15 protein-coding genes are annotated in these 19,959 nt (G+C 42.5%); 12 read left to right on the forward strand and 3 right to left on the reverse strand.

The features are described from left to right. Positions 1-109 precede the first annotated feature (109 nt). Genes ABUA09_RS06405 through ABUA09_RS06440 form a run of 8 tightly spaced genes read left to right on the forward strand, consistent with a single transcriptional unit; the run spans position 110 to position 12,166 of the window. Positions 110-1,894, forward strand: coding sequence for a type I restriction-modification system subunit M (locus tag ABUA09_RS06405; protein WP_349949218.1), 1,785 nt, complete (start codon positions 110-112; stop codon positions 1,892-1,894). Between the two features lies 1 nt (position 1,895). Beyond that, on the forward strand, positions 1,896-3,227 hold the full coding sequence (locus ABUA09_RS06410) for a restriction endonuclease subunit S (protein WP_009260437.1): 1,332 nt from the start codon (positions 1,896-1,898) through the stop codon (positions 3,225-3,227). A 32-nt stretch (positions 3,228-3,259) separates the two neighbouring features. Beyond that, positions 3,260-3,523 carry a hypothetical protein gene (locus ABUA09_RS06415; RefSeq protein WP_172698049.1) on the forward strand — a complete coding sequence of 88 codons (264 nt, stop codon included), beginning with the start codon at positions 3,260-3,262 and terminating at the stop codon, positions 3,521-3,523. Between the two features lie 19 nt (positions 3,524-3,542). Continuing rightward, the gene (locus ABUA09_RS06420; protein WP_009260438.1) at positions 3,543-6,605 is read left to right on the forward strand and encodes a type I restriction endonuclease subunit R; all 3,063 of its coding nucleotides are present in this window, start codon (positions 3,543-3,545) and stop codon (positions 6,603-6,605) included. Between the two features lie 2 nt (positions 6,606-6,607). After that, positions 6,608-6,829, forward strand: coding sequence for a hypothetical protein (locus ABUA09_RS06425; RefSeq protein ID WP_009260439.1), 222 nt, complete (start codon positions 6,608-6,610; stop codon positions 6,827-6,829). A 5-nt stretch (positions 6,830-6,834) separates the two neighbouring features. Then, complete coding sequence (locus ABUA09_RS06430; RefSeq protein WP_009260440.1) at positions 6,835-7,956, forward strand: DNA cytosine methyltransferase; 1,122 nt, start codon at positions 6,835-6,837, stop codon at positions 7,954-7,956. Beyond that, positions 7,953-10,562, forward strand: coding sequence for an ATP-binding protein (locus ABUA09_RS06435; RefSeq protein ID WP_009260441.1), 2,610 nt, complete (start codon positions 7,953-7,955; stop codon positions 10,560-10,562). Before ABUA09_RS06430 ends, ABUA09_RS06435 begins: the two co-directional genes overlap by 4 nt. Then, a complete protein-coding gene (locus ABUA09_RS06440) occupies positions 10,562-12,166 on the forward strand; it encodes a hypothetical protein (RefSeq protein ID WP_349949219.1) in 1,605 nt (534 codons plus the stop codon). Before ABUA09_RS06435 ends, ABUA09_RS06440 begins: the two co-directional genes overlap by 1 nt. Positions 12,167-12,310: 144 nt before the next feature. Here ABUA09_RS06440 and ABUA09_RS06445 read toward each other — a convergent pair whose 3' ends face one another. From ABUA09_RS06445 to ABUA09_RS06455, 3 genes are all read right to left on the reverse strand, one after another. Beyond that, entirely contained in the window at positions 12,311-13,501 is a 1,191-nt protein-coding gene (locus tag ABUA09_RS06445) for a site-specific integrase (protein WP_101629279.1), read from the reverse strand. A gap of 77 nt (positions 13,502-13,578) precedes the next feature. Next, positions 13,579-13,785, reverse strand: coding sequence for an excisionase (locus ABUA09_RS06450; RefSeq protein ID WP_101629282.1), 207 nt, complete (start codon positions 13,783-13,785; stop codon positions 13,579-13,581). 12 nt (positions 13,786-13,797) lie between these two features. Beyond that, complete coding sequence (locus ABUA09_RS06455; RefSeq protein ID WP_257963366.1) at positions 13,798-14,847, reverse strand: replication initiation factor domain-containing protein; 1,050 nt, start codon at positions 14,845-14,847, stop codon at positions 13,798-13,800. A 497-nt stretch (positions 14,848-15,344) separates the two neighbouring features. Between ABUA09_RS06455 and ABUA09_RS06460 the strand changes: the two genes are divergently transcribed. From ABUA09_RS06460 to ABUA09_RS06475, 4 genes are all read left to right on the forward strand, one after another. Further along, entirely contained in the window at positions 15,345-15,980 is a 636-nt protein-coding gene (locus ABUA09_RS06460) for a helix-turn-helix domain-containing protein (protein WP_101629280.1), read from the forward strand. A 411-nt stretch (positions 15,981-16,391) separates the two neighbouring features. Continuing rightward, a complete protein-coding gene (locus tag ABUA09_RS06465) occupies positions 16,392-16,706 on the forward strand; it encodes a hypothetical protein (RefSeq protein ID WP_009243730.1) in 315 nt (104 codons plus the stop codon). 81 nt (positions 16,707-16,787) lie between these two features. Further along, on the forward strand, positions 16,788-18,743 hold the full coding sequence (locus ABUA09_RS06470) for a bacteriocin-associated integral membrane family protein (RefSeq protein WP_101629281.1): 1,956 nt from the start codon (positions 16,788-16,790) through the stop codon (positions 18,741-18,743). Positions 18,744-18,745: 2 nt separating this feature from the next. Next, complete coding sequence (locus ABUA09_RS06475; protein WP_009243732.1) at positions 18,746-19,396, forward strand: ATP-binding cassette domain-containing protein; 651 nt, start codon at positions 18,746-18,748, stop codon at positions 19,394-19,396. Positions 19,397-19,959: the final 563 nt, after the last annotated feature.

Below are 19,959 nucleotides of genomic sequence, written 5' to 3' on the forward strand. Positions count from 1 at the left end.
AATTTTGTGTATTTATGTTGCGGTTTCCACTTGTATCTGTTATACTGCTAATTAGATAATAGGAAATTTTTTCATAGACAAAAGAAACAGATACAGAAAGGGCGATTTTATGACCGCAAATGAACAGCTGGCCTCTGTAGGGAAGAACATCCAGGAAAAGGCCACTCTCATCTGGAATGTGGCGAATACCCTCTTTGGCGCTTTCAAGCCTCATGAGTATGGTCTGGTGATTCTGCCGATGGTGGTCATCAAGCGGTTCCACGACTGCCTGCTGCCAACCCACCAGGCGGTATTGGATACTTACAAGAAGGTGGAGCATCTGGCGGTCAAGGAGGGGTTCCTGCGGACTGCCGCCGGATACCAGTTCTATAACACCAGCCCTTTCACCTTTGAGACCCTACGGGCGGACCCGGAGAACATCAATGACAACTTCCGGGCCTACCTCAATGGCTTTTCCGACAATGTTCAGGACATCCTCTCCCGCATGAATTTCAGTGCCCAGATTGACCGCATGGTAGAGGCGGGTCTGCTCTATCAAGTGATTGTGGACTTCTGCTCTGACAAGGCGGATATGGGGCCGGAGAAGATCAGCGCCGTGGATATGGGGTACATCTTCGAGAACCTGGTCCAGCGGTTTTCCGAGTCCTACAATGAGGAGGCCGGAGCACACTTCACCAGCCGGGACATCATTTACCTGATGTGTGATCTGCTGGTGACCGGTGACCAGAACGCCTTCAACGGGGATGGCATCACTAAGACGGTCTACGACATGACCATGGGCACCAGCCAGATGCTCACCTGCATGGAGGAGCGGCTGAAGCAGTTGGCTGCCGATGCGGATGTCACCTGTTTTGGCCAGGAGCTGAACCCCTTCACCTTTGGCATCGCCAAGGCCGACATGCTGATCCGTGGGGGCGATCCCGACAACATGCAGTTCGGCGACACCCTGGACGACGATAAGTTCGACGGCTACCAGTTTGACTACTGTATCTCCAATCCCCCCTTCGGCATTGACTGGAAGCGGGAGGCCGCTGCGGTGGAGGCAGAGCATAAGAAGGGGGCTGCGGGCCGGTTTAGCCCGGGTCTCCCCAGCAAGAGCGACGGGCAGATGCTGTTCCTGCTCAACGGCCTGTCAAAACTGAAACCGGAGGGCCGCATGGCCATCATCCAGAACGGCTCCTCCCTGTTTACCGGGGACGCCGGTTCCGGCCAGTCGGAGATCCGCCGTTACCTGATCGAGAGCGACTGGCTGGATGCCATTGTGCAACTCCCCAACGACAGCTTCTACAACACCGGCATCGCCACCTACATCTGGATCATCACCAAGGACAAGCCCTCGGAGCACATCGGGAAAGTGCAGCTCATTGATGCCAGCAAGTGCTATGAGTCCCGCCGGAAGTCCATCGGCAACAAGCGGGTGGACATTACCGAGGTGTGTCGAGACCTGATCGTCAAAGCATACGGCGAGTACCGGGACAACACCTATGAGCAAGATTTGGAATCCGGATCGAAAATCGTCTGCAAGAGCCGGGTGCTGGACAGTGTGGCCCTGGGCTACAACAAGATCGCCGTGGAAAGCCCCCTGCTGGACGAGGACGGAAATAAGGTACTGAAGAAGGGCAAGCCCGTTGCCGACCCCAAAAAGCGGGACACGGAGAATGTGCCGCTGGACGAGGATATCGACGCTTACTTCGCCCGTGAAGTCCTGCCCTATAATCCGGATGCCTGGATCGACAAGAGCAAGACCAAGGTGGGCTACGAGATCCCCTTCACCCGCACCTTCTATGAGTACAAGGAGATCGAGCCTGCCGACCAGATCGCCCAGCGCATCGAGGAGCATGAACACGCCCTGATGCAGAAACTCCACGACCTGTTTGGGAAGGACGGTGAGTGAGATGACTCCGGCAAATGGTTTTGCGGAGATGAAGGACAGCGGGATTCTTGGGTGTGGAAGTATTCCTTCACATTGGGAAACAATTGCTCTTAAATATGTTGCTCTACTGGATGGAAAGGTGGACACATCCAATATTACCCCAGAAGATACGGTTTCTTTTGTACCGATGGAGTGTATCCGCAATGATAAACGAATTCCAAAAACAGCCCAAAAATCCAAAGACAATGGAACATACAGCAGTTTTTGCAACGGAGATATTGCTATTGCCAAGGTAACGCCTTGCTTTGAAAATGGGAATATTTGTGTAATGGCATCTCTTGAAAACGGCTATGCATTTGGAAGTTCAGAGTTGTTTTCAGTTCGTCCCCAAAATATTGTTGGGCGCTATTTGTTTTATTCTCTACAAACTCCATATTTTCTTGATGGTGGCGCCGCAACTATGACTGGCGTTGGCGGATTAAAAAGAGTTTCTTCTTACTACATGAAAAATGTCAAGATAGTGTTTCCCCCTCTTTCCGAGCAATCCACCATTGCCTCCTATCTGGACGCTCAATGTGCCAAGATTGACGAGATCATCGCCCAGGACAAGGCCAGCATCGAGGACTATAAGCAGTGGAAGGCCTCCATTATCTACGAGGCCGTCACCAAGGGCCTGGACTCGAATGTGGAAATGAAGGACAGCGGAATTCCTTGGATTGGGAAAGTGCCAACACACTGGCGAGTCACAAAAATTAAGAATTTTGTTTCTATCCGTTCAGGTATAACACTTGGTAAGCAGTATCCTCCCGGTACACAATTAATTTCCTGTCCTTATCTACGGGTTGCAAATGTTAAAGCTGAGTATGTTGATTTGCAGGATGTTGCCACAATCATGGTTACCAGTGAGGAAGCTGAAAAATATGCTTTGAAATCTGGTGAACTACTTATGACAGAAGGTGGAGACCGGGATAAGCTTGGGCGCGGAACAATCTGGCATGGTGAGATCCCTGGTTGCCTTCACCAGAATCATGTTTTCGCTGTGCAGGTAAATGAAAAATATATGCTTACTAAATTTTTAGATTACCTCACGGCATCACCAGTTGGCAGGGAGTATTTTGACTTAACGGCCAAAAAAACCACTAATTTAGCAAGCACGAATTCAACAACGATACTTCAATTTTCAGTTCCAATACCCCCATTGACTGAACAAGAGAAAATTATTGCGATATTGGATCGGAATACCGCTACTATCAACGAAGTAATTGCTGAAAAGGAGACTCTTGTGTCTGATCTGGAGTCCTACAAAAAATCCCTCATTTATGAGGTCGTGACCGGGAAAAGGCGGGTGTGCTGAAATATCACATCTTCGAGAAAGGAATGAAAAATATGAGCAGAAACATTACTAAATTCCCAATCAGTTACGCTGAAAGGCATAAGAATATATTGGGGCCTCTTGCTGTCGAATGTCAGGTTTCAGGGCGCTATTTACAATTCCATGAAAAGTCCGCTGTCCTGGATACCGGAGAATTTATTTCCGTTGATGTAATGGCAATGCCTGATGATGGCAAGCCTGCGAGAAAAATCTGTGGATTAGTAATCAAGAGAGAAGACTTATTGGAAGCGTTGAAACATGTTACGCCTTCCGATTAAGTACCAGGAGGAATAAAGTATGCCTGACAACGAAAAGCAATTTGAACAGGATATTGAATCCTTTCTGATCTCTCCCGCTGGCGGCTGGCAGAAGGCCTCTGACGCAGGCTGCCGGGCCTCTATGGACTCCGGCATGGCCCTGGACCTCGGCACCCTGGTGGAATTTATCAAAGCCACCCAGCCCATCCAGTGGCAGCGATTTGAAAAGCAGTGCAACTCCGATCCAGAGAAGAAATTCTACAAGGCCTTTGAGAATGCGGTGGAGAACGACGGCCTGATCAGCGTCCTGCGCCACGGGTTCAAGCACCGGGGGATCGAGTTCCGGGTGTGTTACTTCAAGCCGGAGTCCACCCTGAACGATGTGGCTGTCAAACACTATGGTCAGAATATCTGCCAGTGCATCCGGCAGTGGCGCTATTCCGGCCAGAACAGCAACAGTGTGGACATGATGCTGGCCGTCAACGGCATCCCAGTGGTGGCGATTGAATTGAAAAATCAGCTCACGGGCCAGAGCGTGGACAACGCCAAGCGGCAGTGGATGTTTGACCGTGACCCCAAGGAACCGGCGTTCCGGCTGAACCACCGCATCCTGGTGTTCTTTGCTGTGGATCTCTACGAGGCGGTGATGACCACCAAACTGGACGGGGCCAAGACCTATTTTCTCCCTTTCGACCAGGGCAGCAATGGCCCCGGCAAGGACGGTGGTGCAGGTAATCCGCCATCTTCGGATGGGGATTATGTGACCTCCTACCTCTGGAAAGACGTTCTGCAGAAGGACAGCCTGCTGGACATCATCCAGAAGTTCATCAATCTCCAGGTAAAAAAGGAGAAGGTGCCACAGAAGGACGGTACCCAGAAGGAGATCACCAAGAAGTCCGTCATCTTCCCCCGGTATCACCAGATGGATGTGGTGCGGAAATTGGTCCAGGATGTCAGAACTAATGGCCCCGGCAAAAACTATCTGGTGCAGCACAGCGCCGGTTCCGGGAAGTCCAACTCCATCGCCTGGACCGCCTACCGGCTCGCCAGCCTGCACGATGACAACAACAAACCCATTTTCAACTCCGTGGTTATCGTGACCGACCGCACGGTGCTGGATGCCCAGCTCCAGGAGACTATCTCCGGCTTTGACCACACCCTGGGTTCCGTGGTCACCATCGGTGAAAAGAAGTCCTCCAAAGACCTGCGGGATGCACTGAACGACGGCAAGCGGATCATTGTCACCACCTTGCAGAAGTTCCCGGTTATTTATGAGCAGGTGGACGACACCACCGGTAAGTCCTTTGCCATCATTGTGGACGAGGCCCACAGCAGTCAGACCGGGCAGAGCGCCATGAAGTTGAAAATGGCCCTGGCGGATACCCACGACGCTCTCAAGGAGTATGCGGAACTGGAGGGCAAAGCGGAGGATGAACTGGAAGATGCCGAGGATGGGCTTGTGCGGGAGATGATCACCCACGGCAAGCACAAAAACCTGAGTTTCTTTGCCTTCACAGCCACGCCAAAGAATAAGACGTTGGAGATGTTTGGGGAGGAATATGCGGACGGCTCCTTCCACCCCTTCCACATTTACTCTATGCGGCAGGCCATTGAGGAAGGTTTTATTCTGAATGTGCTGGAGAACTACACCACCTACAAAACCTGCTTCCAGATTGCCAAGAACACCCCGGACAACCCGGAAGTGCCTACCACAAAAGCCATCAAAACCATCCGGCGCTTTGAGGAACTGCATCCTCATAACTTACAGCAGAAGGCAGCCATTATCGTGGAGACCTTCCGGGACGTAACAAAGCACAAGATTGGCGGGAAGGGTAAGATGATGGTTGTCACTGCCTCCCGACTTGCGGCGGTTCGCTATTACCATGAGATTAAGGCTTACTTGGAGGCAAATCACTATGATGACATCGAGATCCTGATTGCTTTCTCTGGAAGTATCAAGGACCCGGACGAGGCAGATGGTCCAGAGTATACCGAAAGCGGCATGAACCAGGATAGGGCCGGAAACCGGGTCAGCGAGGCTCAGACCAAGCAGGTATTCCACGACGAGGGTGATGTGTTGATCGTGGCGGAGAAGTACCAGACCGGCTTCGACGAGCCACTGCTGCACACCATGATTGTAGACAAGAAACTACGAGATGTGAAGGCCGTCCAGACTTTGAGCCGTCTGAACCGTACTTATCCCGGTAAAGAAGATACCTACATTCTGGACTTTGTAAATACCAAGGAAGAAATCCTGGAGGCCTTCCAGCCCTACTACCAGGAGACCAGCCTCTCCGAGGAGATCAATGTTGATCTGATCTACAAGACTCAGAAGCAGCTCCGGGAGTTCAAACTGTATAATGACAGCGACATAGAAACCGTTACTAAAATCTATTTTTCTCCAGACGCGAAAAAGGTTGGCTCGGTGCAGGCGAAGATTTCCAATGCCCTGCTTCCTGTTGCCAAGGCCTACAATCAACTCAGCAAGGATGACCGCTACCAGTTCCGCCGTCTAATCCGGGCCTTTGTGAAATGGTATAACTACATTTCTCAGATCGTGCGGATGTTTGATAAGGACCTCCATAAGGAGTATCTCTTCTGCTCCTATCTCTCCAAACTGATCCCTGCGGAACCTTCTACTCCCTGGGACCTGGAGAACCGGGTGAAGCTGGAATACTACCGTCTGGAAAAGACCTTTGAGGGAGCGATCACTCTGGAAGAAAAGCCGACGGCCCTGGAGCCTGCAAAGACAAAGAAGGGCGTCAATATGAACACGAAAAGGGACCCGCTGGAGGAGGTCATTGAGAAGATCAATGAGACCTATAAAGGCGATTTTACTGAAGCAGACAGAGTCTTGATTGGAACTTTGCGGGAAAAACTTCTGGCGGATAAGAAACTCCGAAAAGCGGCAAAAGTAGATGGTCAGCAAATCTTCGAGAAGAATGTTTTCCCCAAGATCTTCGACCAGACCGCCCAGGCGTCCTACATTGAGAGTACAGAAACCTATACAAAATTGTTCGAAGACACCGCTAAGTACAAGGCCGTCATGGTTGCCCTGGCAAAAGAACTGTATCGGGAACTTCGGAACGGTCAGGAGGGATAACAATGCCGAGAGCAAAGAAAGACGGGCAACATATCAACTGCTACATCGATAGAACCCTCTGTGAGCGGCTGAAAGCCTATGCGGATGAAAAGGGGCAGACGATGACGATGGCGCTGGAACGAATCTTAAAACAATATTTTGAAAGCGAAAACAAAGAGGCTATCGATAAAGATGATATGGAGGCATTGTGCTCTGATGAGTTTGAAAAGAGAAAAGGACTGTAATCATTATGCAAAAGAAAATCTCTATTTTCTCTTTCTTTGCTGGGATAGGAATCTTAGATTTAGCGTTCGAAAAAAGCGGTTATAATATTGTATTCGTTAATGAATATGATGACCTTTTCATGGCCTCATATCAGTATGCACGAACACAAATGACTCATCTGGTTCCGCTATATGGATATCACAATGATAGTGCGGAACGCTATGCAAAAAAGCGCGGGAAAAGGAAACTTATCAACCTTGTTGCAAAAGAAAGAGAAAAAGGAAATTTGGTCGGTTTCATTGGCGGTCCTCCTTGCCCAGACTTTTCGGTTGCGGGGAAAAATGCTGGTGTTGTTGGCGAAAATGGTCGATTAACTAAGGTATATTTTGATATTATCTGCCGTTGCCGTCCAGATTTCTTCCTTTTCGAAAATGTTAAAGGACTGGTAAAAACAGAAAAGCATCGAGCATTCTATAACGAAATGATGATGAAAGTTCAGGCCAATGGCTATATTATAGATGAAAAAGTCCTTAACGCTCTTGCATATGGAGTCCCACAATTTAGAGAGCGTGTGTTTATGGTGGGCATTCAAAAGGGAATATATCAGAATCCGCCTGATGCATTGTCATTTGCATGGGACAAATACGCCCTCTTCGAAACAGCGGATATATTGAGGAGGGATTGGCCCAAACAACGAGAATTTGCAGTAGATAGTCCTTATGAGTTCTCATTTGAGAGAATTCCCAAAAGGCTTACTGTTGAGTATTGGTTCAATAAAAATGATGTCGAAGATCATCCGAATGGTAAAGATATATTCCAAGTGAAAAAGGGCCGAGAAAAAATTGCAACTATTGCAGAAGGCGACACAAGCGGCAAGTCATTTAAACGGCTGCATCGATGGAGATACTCTCCGACTGCAGCGTACGGGCACAATGAAGTACACCTTCACCCTTACAAAGAGCGCCGTATTTCTGTTGCGGAGGCAATGGCAATTCAATCTTTACCCAAAAAATTTCTTGTGCTCCCAACGCTTTGCTTATCAAAGAAATTTAAAATGATAGGTAATGGTGTTCCGTATTTAATGGCTGTAGCAATTGCAAAAACACTAAAGGATACATTAGAAACCATACGGGAGGATGGGCCATGAAAAAAATTGTGATCGATCCACGTGTCATAAAGCATTTGGGCAGAGATTTGATAACATCACCTGAGGTTGCTGTAATTGAATTAGTAAAAAACTCTATTGATGCCAAGGCAAAACATATCAACTTGCGCTTGTACAACAACTATTCACATTATGAGTCGCTCCCTAATTATGTTCGAGCGGCTATCCCTAAGCAGTATCTTGACTTACCGATGTTGATTGTCGAAGATGATGGACGCGGTATGACTAATGCCGCCCTGGATGATGGCTTTTTGAAAATTGCTACAGATATTAAAACCAACGAAGAAGGAACACTTGGTGAAAAAGGTATCGGTAGGCTGGCTACACAGAGACTTGGGACGGCATTGCTTGTAGAGACTTCCTCTGTGGAGGAAAGTCAAACTTCGTATGTTTTTATCGATTGGAATGATGTGATTAATGGTGTGGAAGAGGTTCCCAACTTTGAAGGCCCTGCAACTCCTCATCATACTCGCTTGATCATTTTCAATGTAAATTTAGAGGACTACATCGATAATGCAATGCAATTCGAGCAGTTGTCCTTGGACAACTCAAACGTACAGGTTCAAATTAACCGAGAGCTTAAGTCTGCGCTCAATTTTTTGATTTCCCCCTTTGATAATTCGAAAGAAACATTACCTATACCCCAGCTCAGGTTTTATTTTGATGATTATGAAATCGACATCACTTTCCCATATGACACCCTAAGTTTGGCGGAATCAATCCACAGTTTTCGATTTGAGTCAAAACAAAATGGCATATTAAGCTATGGTTTAGATATAAAGCCATGGTTTATTGAGCGTGTCCATCGAGCTTTAGTAAAAGCAGACGCTTTCAATCGTTTAAAGAAGCCACATGACTTTTATAGAGATATGTTGGAACGCAATTCCATAAGAATCGAAAATACGCTCAAAACTACCGCAACAAAGGAAGAACTTAAGGACTTATTTGTAAGTATTCTTAGCGATTTCTATGCTGTTACAGAGGATGAGCAGAAAAAAGAATTTTTCGATTCATTCATTGAAAAGAAAGCTCTATCCGCAATTGATGAGCTTTTAAAAATAATGCCCATCACAGGTTCGATTTACAGTTTTAAACAGGGGGCTGCAATTGGCGACAAAATCATTATTGATGCAGCGTACACTTTAAAACAAACAACCAAGCGATATTCATTAAAAGATCTCAAATATTTTCTGGAAGACTATAACGGGATTAAGTTATATCGAAACATATTCCGTATTGGCTTTTTGGGAAATAAAGAGAGCGATTGGATCAAGCTTCAACAGTTCAGGACAAAAGGTCAGCAGTGGTATCGATTTGACCTTGGCAATACTGTTGGATATGTTGCTTTGTCTGATGCAGGACAGAAGCATATTCAAGAAATCAGTTCTCGATTAGATATTAGTGAGAATGAGACATCTGAAGCATTCAAACTCCTTATAAATGTTGTATTCAATTATCTTTTCTATATCCTCAATCGGAAAGCCAATGATTTAATGAAAACACTTCTGGCAGAGGAAGGATTGTTAGAGGAAAATCTCTCGAAACGTGTTAAGAAAAATGATGCCGCACTTCGCGAGATGATGAAGCGTAATAAGCGTATGCAAAAGGCATTGGCCGATGTATCTGAGCACTTAGGGCGCGGGACGCAAATAAGTGGAACCGACAAAGTGGCATTGCCCCAACGAAGCTACGCATTTCTTACTGACACATTCAAAAAGCTTGATGCTGATATCAAAGCGGATTCTTCTGTTCAAGAGTCTACCGCTGTTCTTCTTTCTGAAGCTGATGCGCAATTGAAAGCTATTGAAATAGAGTCTTACAACAACTATAAACTTATGGCAAACGGACTCATTACTGAAACAATCACTCACGAACTTCACTCATTGAGTAAAACGGGCATTACGCCGGACGCAAGTAAGCATTTTGACTTTTTGAAGGACTACTTTGTTCAGAGCAGTAGTGTAAGGACTTATAATGATCATGTCGTCCCTATAAAAAATAGCTATAGTAATATCTCAGGGAAATTAGATCAAATTGGAAACCTCTATTCCTTTCTTGAAACTACTTTTATCAAAAAAGGCACTTATGATGAGTTTATCCACGAAAATATCAAAGGTGTGATAATGAGTATCAGGAAAAACCTTTTGACAACAGTAAAAAAGGAGAAAATAGAGATTATATGCAACGCTGATGATTTAACATGGTTTGTTCCAAAGGGGGTTTTATTGCATGTCTTTTATAATTTAATCAATAACTCCCTATATTGGATTGATATACGTCGCAAACGAGCACAAAGTGATCGCTCGTACGCACACTCTGGGCCAGATGCCATTATGATTGAAGAATATGGCGTTGATGGCATCGTCGTGTATGATACTGGCACTGGAGTTTCTAAGAGTATGGAAGATATCTTGTTTGAACCATTGCAGTCTGGTAAGCCACTGTCTGAAGGTCGTGGTATGGGATTGTATATTGTTCGAAAGCTACTGGAATCTTTCGGTGGAGAAATTGAGTTACTTGACGAGCGTAATGAATACGGAAACAGATATAAATTTTTGCTTGTATCCAATACCTCGGAGGAATTGTAATGGGCTATAAAGAACTACTTTCATCTATCGACTGCAAGTTCGTTGTAATTATTGAAGACGATTTTAAGCAAATCGAATACAAAAAAGAGCGAGCCCTATATGATATTACGCGAATGGCTATCGATGATCGTCGTCAATATCTTTCTGAAATCGAAACTGTTTCACCAGTATTACATGAGATTTTGTCGAAATTTCTTTCTTTATTTGATAAGTGCTTTGATAAAATCGGAGTGTGGGATGATAAAATTCCCTATGGGGATATCAGTTGTGCTTTTGCACTTATTGAAGGAATAGATCCTGAACTGAAAAGACAAATTGAGGAACAATATGTTCTTTTTGAAGGTGAAACTGTTCAAAAAATATATGAGATTGGAGCTAAATATGGAATTGGGGTTAATCACCCTTCTAATTTTGACGAACTTTACGATGACTATGTGTTGAGTAAAAACAGAGCTCAATCTGTTCGCATCTATACAGATTTTTCTGCAGAAACACAACGCTTATTTTCTGCAGACATCGAACAAGCTTCACCGGAGTGTGCAGTTGTATGTATCGTTGATAACTATATGTCTGGTGCCAACAGAGCAAAAGAGGTTATTGAAGTAATATCTGAAAAATGCAGTACTACGCGCCGGAACATTATTGGAAGCATATTCTCATCCAAAGAAATGTATGAAGAAATTAGTGATAAGCTATACTTTGAATATGCTTCTAAAGAAAAACCAGAAGAATTGAAATCCTGTATTGCAAGGAGCGCATATAACTATTTTATTTCCGAACTTAAAAATGAAACTCTTGTGAGTATGAGTACTGCTTTTGATAAAGCCCTTAAGAATAAGGGAATTGCATTTTTTCTTGCACAAAAAGCCCGAACAGAAGGAGCCTCAGAATACGAAATCATTAATGATTGGATTAGACTATTAGCAACCACCCCTCGTGAAGACGCTAATACAATAAAAAGAATGATTCGTTTGTCGAGAGTCATCAACAGTTTAGAGGATACTGAAGAATTGTCGGACACAGATCTTCAAAAGCTAAACACATTGGAGGCTTTTGACTATACGATTAATGACTACTTTTTGCCCGTAGCAGCTGGCGATGTTTTTACAAACAGCAAAGGCGAGTGGTTCGTACTGATTGGGCAAGATTGTGACATGGCACGAAGTATTACGCGTACGCCTAAAAATGCTTTAGCAGAACTCTTGCCTGCAAAAGTACGTCACCAAACAGAATTTGACAAGTGGGCTAATGACTTGAGAAGTGCATCAATTTATAGTTTTAGAAAAACCATTGACGCAGAATGCGAAGTGCTTCAAGTTGAGTATCAGAGCCGTCAATATATAGCAAACGAAGTTTTAAATCTCTGTTCCTTTAATTCGGACGGACAATGTAGAATCTCTCTTTCTGCGCCCCTCGGTCTGGACCAGGAGCAACTGATACCGAACTATATGACTACATACTATTCTAAATTGCAGCATTTTTTTAATTCAGTCAAAACATTAAGGATACATGCAGAAGACGCATTTGAAACTGTAATAGCAGAGGAATATTCTCCGCGCCTGCTTTCTTTTAAAGATTTTGACAAACTTAATATAAATTTTTGATTATCTTTTCATATCTTCTTAAATGTCCGCAAAGCCTTATTTTATCAGCTTTACGGGCATTTCTCTTTTCGGCTGATACTTCCAAACAGCTACGTTTCATCACGTTTTCTCACGGTCAATCGTGGTAAATATCGTGGTAAAACTTTAAGCTATCATGCTTCTTAATTCTGCCTTGACGTTCTCTATGGACGCATGGGCGTACAGGTTCAGCGTGATACTGATGTTTGCGTGTCCCATGATATACTGTAAACTCTTAGGGTTCATGTTCCTGTTCGCAAGTCTGGTACAGAACGTATGACGCAGGATATGGGGCGTTATCTTTGGTAAGCTGTCCTCATGGCTCTTGTTATATTTCTTTCTCAGATTAGCGAAAGTAGAAGTATAATAGGCATTCGTCATAGGAAAGCCTTTCCCGTTCAGAAAGAGGAAACCACTGTACCCGTCTATCTCTGTCGGCTCTGCCTTTGCCTTGTTTGCCATGACACGCTCAAATGCCTGTTTCACTTCCTCACTCATGGGAACATCACGCACACCGCTTTTTGTCTTTGGTGTTTCGATATAATAGCCCGTTTCCTTGCTGGATAATAGCTGGTGGTCTACATGGATAACGCCGTTTTCAAAGTCTATATCCTGCCTTGTCAGTCCGCACAGTTCCGAGATACGAAGCCCTGTCTTTAACAGTATTACGATTGCGTCATAATACTTTTTATATACCCTGTCCCTGCTGGCAAAGGACAAGAGCCTTTCTTCCTGTTCCTCGGTCAATGCCTGCCGTGGTGTCCTGTCGTCCTCTATGACCTCATTCAGCTTGAAATCAAAGGGGTTCTTCCTCACGAGGTCGTCCGCTATGGCAATGCGGAATGACGCATTTAACGAGCGTTTATAATTGCTTATGGTCTGATAAGCATAGCCCTTGTCTTTCATGCGTAACGCCCATTCCTTAGCGTCTGAAAGGCGTATGCTGTCAATGCTCCTAGCCCCCAGTATATCGCCCTCTAATGTCCGCATGAGCTTTTTCCTGCCCTGTCTTGTGCTTTCCTTTACGTTGGCTCTCTGGGCGTTCTGTTTGGCGTATAGCTGGCACAGCGTCATTTTTCCGCCTGTTGTGTCGATACCGTCCTGTAAATCCCTTTGTATCTCCGTTTCTAATTCCCTTAGGGATTTCCCGTCCCTCTTGCCTTTAGGTACGAGGTCTGTCGGCACAAGTTTCCATGAATAGGCATACCTTGTCTTTCCTGCCTTGTCCACATATTTGTATAAGTATCTTCCGTCTGCTCGCTGGCTCTCTCCTGTCTTTAAGAGGCGACCTTTACTGTCCCGTCTTTTTTCCGACATTTCTTATCTGCTCCTTTCGTAAGAAAGAGCCTTGATATGACTTACTGAAATAATATCACATACAAGGCTCTTTTGCATTAGATTGCGTCTGTTTTATCCATAAATTTCTCAAACTGTTTTTTCTTAATCAAGATACGGTTGCCGTTCATCACATACCAGTCGCCGTGTCGGTTTTCTTCTACCAATCGGCGTAGCTTGTTCTGTCCGATTGTGAAGTATCTTGACGCTTCCTCAATGGTAAGGGTGTATTTTTCCCATACAGGAATATCAATCTTTTCGTTCATCATGCCACCCCCCTACCTGTTCTTTGTGTCATACTGGACGTAGGGTATCAATTCTGTCCTGTCTATCCGCTGTAAATGGGCGGTCAGCTTGCTGGAAAGGGAAGTGCTGTACCTTGCCTTATCTACCATATCCCCGACACGTTCCAGCCCACCTAAAGCGTCATGGGATTCGAGGAAGTAAAAGCCTTTGACAGCGGATATGACACCACCCTCTGTAAGCCACTGTTGCGTTTCTTCAAGGGAATTATGCGGTGTGGGTACATGGAGTTTTAAAAGTTCCACAGCCCCTAAAAAGCGTTGCCAGAAACGGCACGTTTTCCACCTGCTCTTGTTGCTCTCATTCCTGTTTGCTACGACAAAACGCAGGTTGTCCGCCAGCAGTCCGAAAGCCAGTTCCCCAATCTCCAGCGGTCTTGCCTGAAATGCCATAGCAAAGGCATGAGCCTTTTCATCACGCAGTTGCATTTCCGTCCGTTTCCAACTCCCGACTTCATCAAGCGTCCTGTTGTATTTGCCGCACACTTCCTTGTCCTTGTCATAAAAGCGGTAGGAAAGCCCCGATTTTCCAGCCCCGATATAGACGGTCTTTGCGGTGTCAAAATCATCAAACTTGCTCTCGTCAAAATGGTAGCCCTCACTGTTGGCGATAAATTCCTCTTTTTCACATTTCTTCTTTATCTGCTCTATGGTAAAGAACGGCGTTTCGTTCCTGTCGTCAATGGCAACGTCCAGCCTTGTGAAATGGTAGTTTCCAGCCCCATATCTCCTTTCACAGCGTCCGAACATATCCCCAAAGGTCAAGCCGTTGTTATCGAGGATACGGAAAATATCATCACACCCCCTGCCTGTCATCACGAGATAACAGCCCAGCCCTTGTGGGTTGTCCTCTGTCTTTTTTGCGTCGCCCGATACATAAATATCTCCGATTTCCCAACGCGCCTGATACGTCTTAAATTTGACCGTTGCAGGATAGACATTAAAAATATCGGTCGGCAAGCATAAAATGTGCCGTATCACATCTTCTGCCGTTGCCGTATCAAAGACAATGCTGATGTAATCAATCTTGACGGATAAATTTTCATGTGTTGCGATAGTGCATTACTCCTTTCGTACTCCCCGTTTTTTTGCGGGGTAAAAATCGTGTTTTGTCCTTTATTTATCACAGTTTCTAGGTACTATGACATGTATGCGCAGGGCGGTGTTACATATACGCCCTGTACGGAACGCCTACGGCGTTCCTTTTCTTCCTGCACCAGCCCCGTTCTTAACGCTCACGAGCCTTTGGGAGGCTCGTGGCTAAACGGGGCAGGCACAGGAAGAAACACCGTTTTCGGTCGGATAGTCCATGCCTATTCATGCTATCAAAGCGAAAATAACTCTTTTCTATGCCTACTCAAGCGTGTGATTGACCTCATTGTGCTTAATCACTATATCCTCCATGATAATAACGCCGTTAGAATTACTTGTCAAGAACTTTTTCTTGACTTTTTCGGCTATAATAAGTATGATAGGCTTATAAAGGAACGAAAAAGCCGGGAAAGGAAAAGATATAAGAAGTTATGGAGCATGACACAAAGAAAATAAATTTTTTAGGGGAGAACATACAGACCATAAGAAAACACAGGAAAATGAAACAGCAGGAGCTTGCGGACGCCATCGGTATCAATATGCAGAGCCTTTCTAAGATTGAACGAGGGGTAAACTATCCCACCTTTGACACGCTGGAAAAGATAATGGACGTACTGGAAGTAACACCGAATGAATTGTTGTCGGGAGAATGGAAGTTTGTCCAACAGGCGGAAAAAGAGGTATGCAAGTTTTTACGGACGGAAGAACGCCTAAATGCAGAACTGAAACACGGACACTATGATAACTTCTTTGACAGTGAAGAAGAATGGCTAGAGTATGAGTTGGAGCAGTTGCGGAAATACATCACAGACTATATCAAGGGAGAGGACATACAAGCGTCCGACCTTTACCCTATCAAAACATTTATCCAGCACTTGAAATTTCAGAAAGTATTAGACCGTTATGATGATTTATACAGCATGGATATGTTCGGGGAAAGCACAGACGGACACAAGTACGGTACACCTTATCAGGTTGTAAAGAGGATAAATCCCAACTCAAAAGAAGATATGGAGCTGTTGCGGGAAGTCTTAAAGGACAGCCATTTTGACAACGGGGACGAGTAGCCTTTTTCCTCTTGCAAAAAGATACAGCAAACAAAAAGCCCAGATCAAGAGTGCAAGCACCACTTCTAAAGAAGTGGCAGGCTCTTGACAGGGCTTTTTCTTTTCTGTTTATGGCAGACAAGAGAAAAAAGGATAGCTATATTGTATAGTTTCTCTAATAATTTTAGAGCAATGAATTTATCACAGGTACTTCGTCTTTTCATTGTAAAAGTACAATCGTGGAAAGCACTAATATTGGCACTTTGATTTTGTGCATTATGCACAAAATATGATAGCAACAAAGAGGTCATATATAAAATAGAAACAAAAATAACTTGACATTTAATGAAATATATGTCATGTTGAGGTTAGTAAAAACAGTACGTGACATAAAACTATCAAAAAGTAAAAAAGAGAAAGGAGGTTTATCGAATGAGAGCAAAGAAGTTGAGAACGAAAGTAGTTGGTCTTGTAGCAGCAGTTATGGTTGTCGGCGCTCCACTTACAGCGTGGGCTATTGATGTAGCGGGTGGAGATTTGTACTACAATGGAGGGCAAACAGACACCATTGTATATTCCGAAATTGGGCGTAAAGCAGGTATTAGTCGCAACTACATGGTAAAGGCAACTGTAAAGGTCGGCGGAGATACATATACCAGTGGATTCAAGTCAAACTACGCTTACAAAGATGCAAAGAGAGTTTGGTGGGCGAACGAAACATCTTATTATGATTATTATCCATATTAAGTAAAATAGTTCAAACACCTAGGGCGGGGCTATTTGTCCCGCCATATTTTATACATTTCTTCAAAGAAAGGGGCGTATGTTATGAAAAAATTTTTAAAGATTTTTATTTTCCTTGAAGTCATACTCTTTGCATATATTTTTAATACTTCTATTTACAACATTTATGAAAAGAATAACATTGCTACTGAGAATTTAAAAGGGTATGTTTTAGAAGAAACATCGCCAGAAATTCTCGACAAATTTTATACAATATTTACAGAAGAATATTCTCAAAATAAATTAGAACTCATTAACAATACGCTCACTTCCACAGATAAATCTGTTTATGATTTATATTGCTATCCATTAAATGAGTTTACACAAAAACAGCCTATATCTTCCTCTATTTTGTTTCAATATCATGAATTGCAAAAGGAAGATTTTTTAGATAGTGTTGGTGTATTCTATACAGATTTACCAGCTAACGCAATTAAAGAGATAGCTTCTCAACTGTCCGTCGCAATAAATAACTTTGAAAATGACGCTATTCCGTATAGTATGGTATTAGAATTGAATCTTCTGAATTTTGTAATCTTATTTATTGTACTTCAAATCATATACTGTATTTATACGTCTTATAGTTTGAAAAAAATAGGTATTAAAAAAAGCATGGGCTTTTCTACTATACATATTTTAAAGGAGCAAATTACCAGTGTAATAAAATATTTTGCTGTAATATGTTTAGTATTACTGTTCTTGCTAAATTTATATTACGCATTAACAAACAGATATGATTTTTCTTATTTAGCAACAAGTGTACTGTTCTTTATTGGTGTTTTAGCTATAAATATACTTTGTGTTTTAATTACAAGTATTTTAATTAAGTTTGTTTCTTTAGAGGCAATGATAAAAAATAAGACTTTAAATAGCGGCACAAATATTGTAGTTCAGGCTATAAAAATAATTTTTTCGGTAATAATCGCTATCACTATTATTTCATTGCTGAATCAGGGGAACTCATTTAGACAAAGCCAACAAGCTGTTTTAGATTATAAGTATCTGGACGGATATTATACCGCTAATGGTTTTAATTCATCGGAGTATGATTATGCGTTAGCAAACACAGACATATTAGAAAAATATTCTGAACAAACATTAGAGATGTATAATCATAACCATTCACTACTATGTGATTTTAGGACAGACGGTGGTTTGCAGACATCACGCCCCTATTATGAACAACAGCTTGTTATTGCAAATAGAAATTATCTGAATGAATTTTCAAATATCCAGCTCAGTGGAAAACCATTGGGAGAAGATATATTTAGTGAACCAACAGTATTAGTTCCACATAAATATAAGAATGATGAAAATTCTATTAGCGAATATATTAAGCAAGAATATTTCCGATTGATGAATTACAATCAATTTTATGGAATACCGGGAGAAGAAAAAACTATTGATAAATTTAATGTTGTTTATATAGACGATGATTCTACGATAAAAGTCAATACAGAAAATGGTTTTTCGGATATGGCTAATCCTGTTATCATTGTTGATACGGGCAATTTTGCAGGACTTTACTATTTGGATTCTTTAAATACAAGGTGTTTATTTTTTCAAATGGAGTCAAGAGAAGATTTTTCTTCTTTGTTATCAGAATATGATTTAGAGCAATTAGTTACAGCTGGAACATTACTTACACCTTATTTAATGCAACTTGAAAATGTGACATTCGTTCTTAAAACACTCACTATGTTTACGATTGTCTTTATAGTGTCTTTACTGTTTATTTTGTATATTTCAAATTATGTGGACATTTTTGTAAATCGAAAGAGATATGCGGCAAAAGAGATTTTAGGATTCTCTCATTTTAGGACACTGAAAAATCGGTATATTTTTTGGGGAATCGAAATAATTATATCAGGCGTATTAACTGCTATAAATTATTATTTTGCTTGCCTTTTTGCGATTATACTTATTGACTACATATTCTGCGAATTGCTTTATAGAATTTATATCTCAAACGCTTTATATGAGATTGAAAAGGGGGCATAAGTATGTCATTGATTACATTAAAGAACGTCAAAAAAGAATATGGGAAAAATCAGGTTCTATTTGAAAATTTATCTTTAGAAATAGAAAAAGGCGAATTTGTGGGGCTTGTAGGGAAAAGCGGGGCAGGTAAAACGACACTTTTAAATATAATAGGATTGATTACTGATATATCCGAGGGAACAATCACTATTGATAGTCATAAAAATTTGTCCATGAACGGTAAAAATGCTATGATTTTGAGAAGATATACAATAGGCTATCTATTTCAAAATTATGGACTAATAGAAGATGAAAGCGTGTTGTGGAATTTAAAATTAGCTCTTGAATATAAAAAAGTAAAAAAAGAAGAAAAACTGAAACTAATCAATAAGTATTTAAAGCAATTTGAGCTAAGTGACATGCTTAACAAAAAAGTATATCAGTTAAGCGGTGGAGAGCAACAGCGAATTGCAATTATTAAATTGATTTTGCAAGGAAGTCAGATTATATTAGCTGATGAACCAACTTCTGGACTTGATAAAGAGAACGAATTGATAGTGATGAAACTTTTGAAAGAATTAAATGAAAAGGGCATTACTATAATCATGGTCACTCACAACATGAATTTGTGCGATTGTTTTTCCAGAGTTATAAATGTAGAAAACTTTAGATAGTTTGTTAAAGGGAGATACGCGGTTTTATTATACGTGCAATCTCCCTTTATATTTCGTCATATCAAGACTCATATTCAATTATGGTAAATTCGTGGTAAAACACTTATTTTTTCAAGTGATGAACAGCCCTTAAATGCTGTATTTATGCGGATAATCGGATTTTCTATATCAAGTTTGTCAAAAAACATCTGAAACGGTATCTTTTGACCTAAGACGTGTTTGTCGACTGACCCACGACTATGTTTTCTATTTATATAAATTGTACTTGGAGTACCGTGGAAGAAAGCCGTTTCAGACAATCAATTTGATTCGTCAGGAAGACACTTCACTTCCTGTTCTGTTTAACAAAAAAGAAACTGGTGAGTATCTGTCATTTCGTAGCGTGCCAATTCCGGGCAAAAATAATCGCAAGGACTGGTGTTGGATTATAGATGTATCTGAACTAAATCGAATACTTGAATCATTGGGTTTGCCTATACTGTTAAAAACCGATCAAGAAGTGATTCTCAAAAATGATAATGCCGAACTAAACCTTGAGTTAGGCAAAAAAGTACAAATAGTGA

Origin of the sequence: Intestinimonas sp. RTP31139st1_F5_RTP31139_211217 (genome assembly GCF_040226735.1) — a bacterium.
GTDB lineage: Bacteria > Bacillota > Clostridia > Oscillospirales > Oscillospiraceae > Intestinimonas > Intestinimonas butyriciproducens.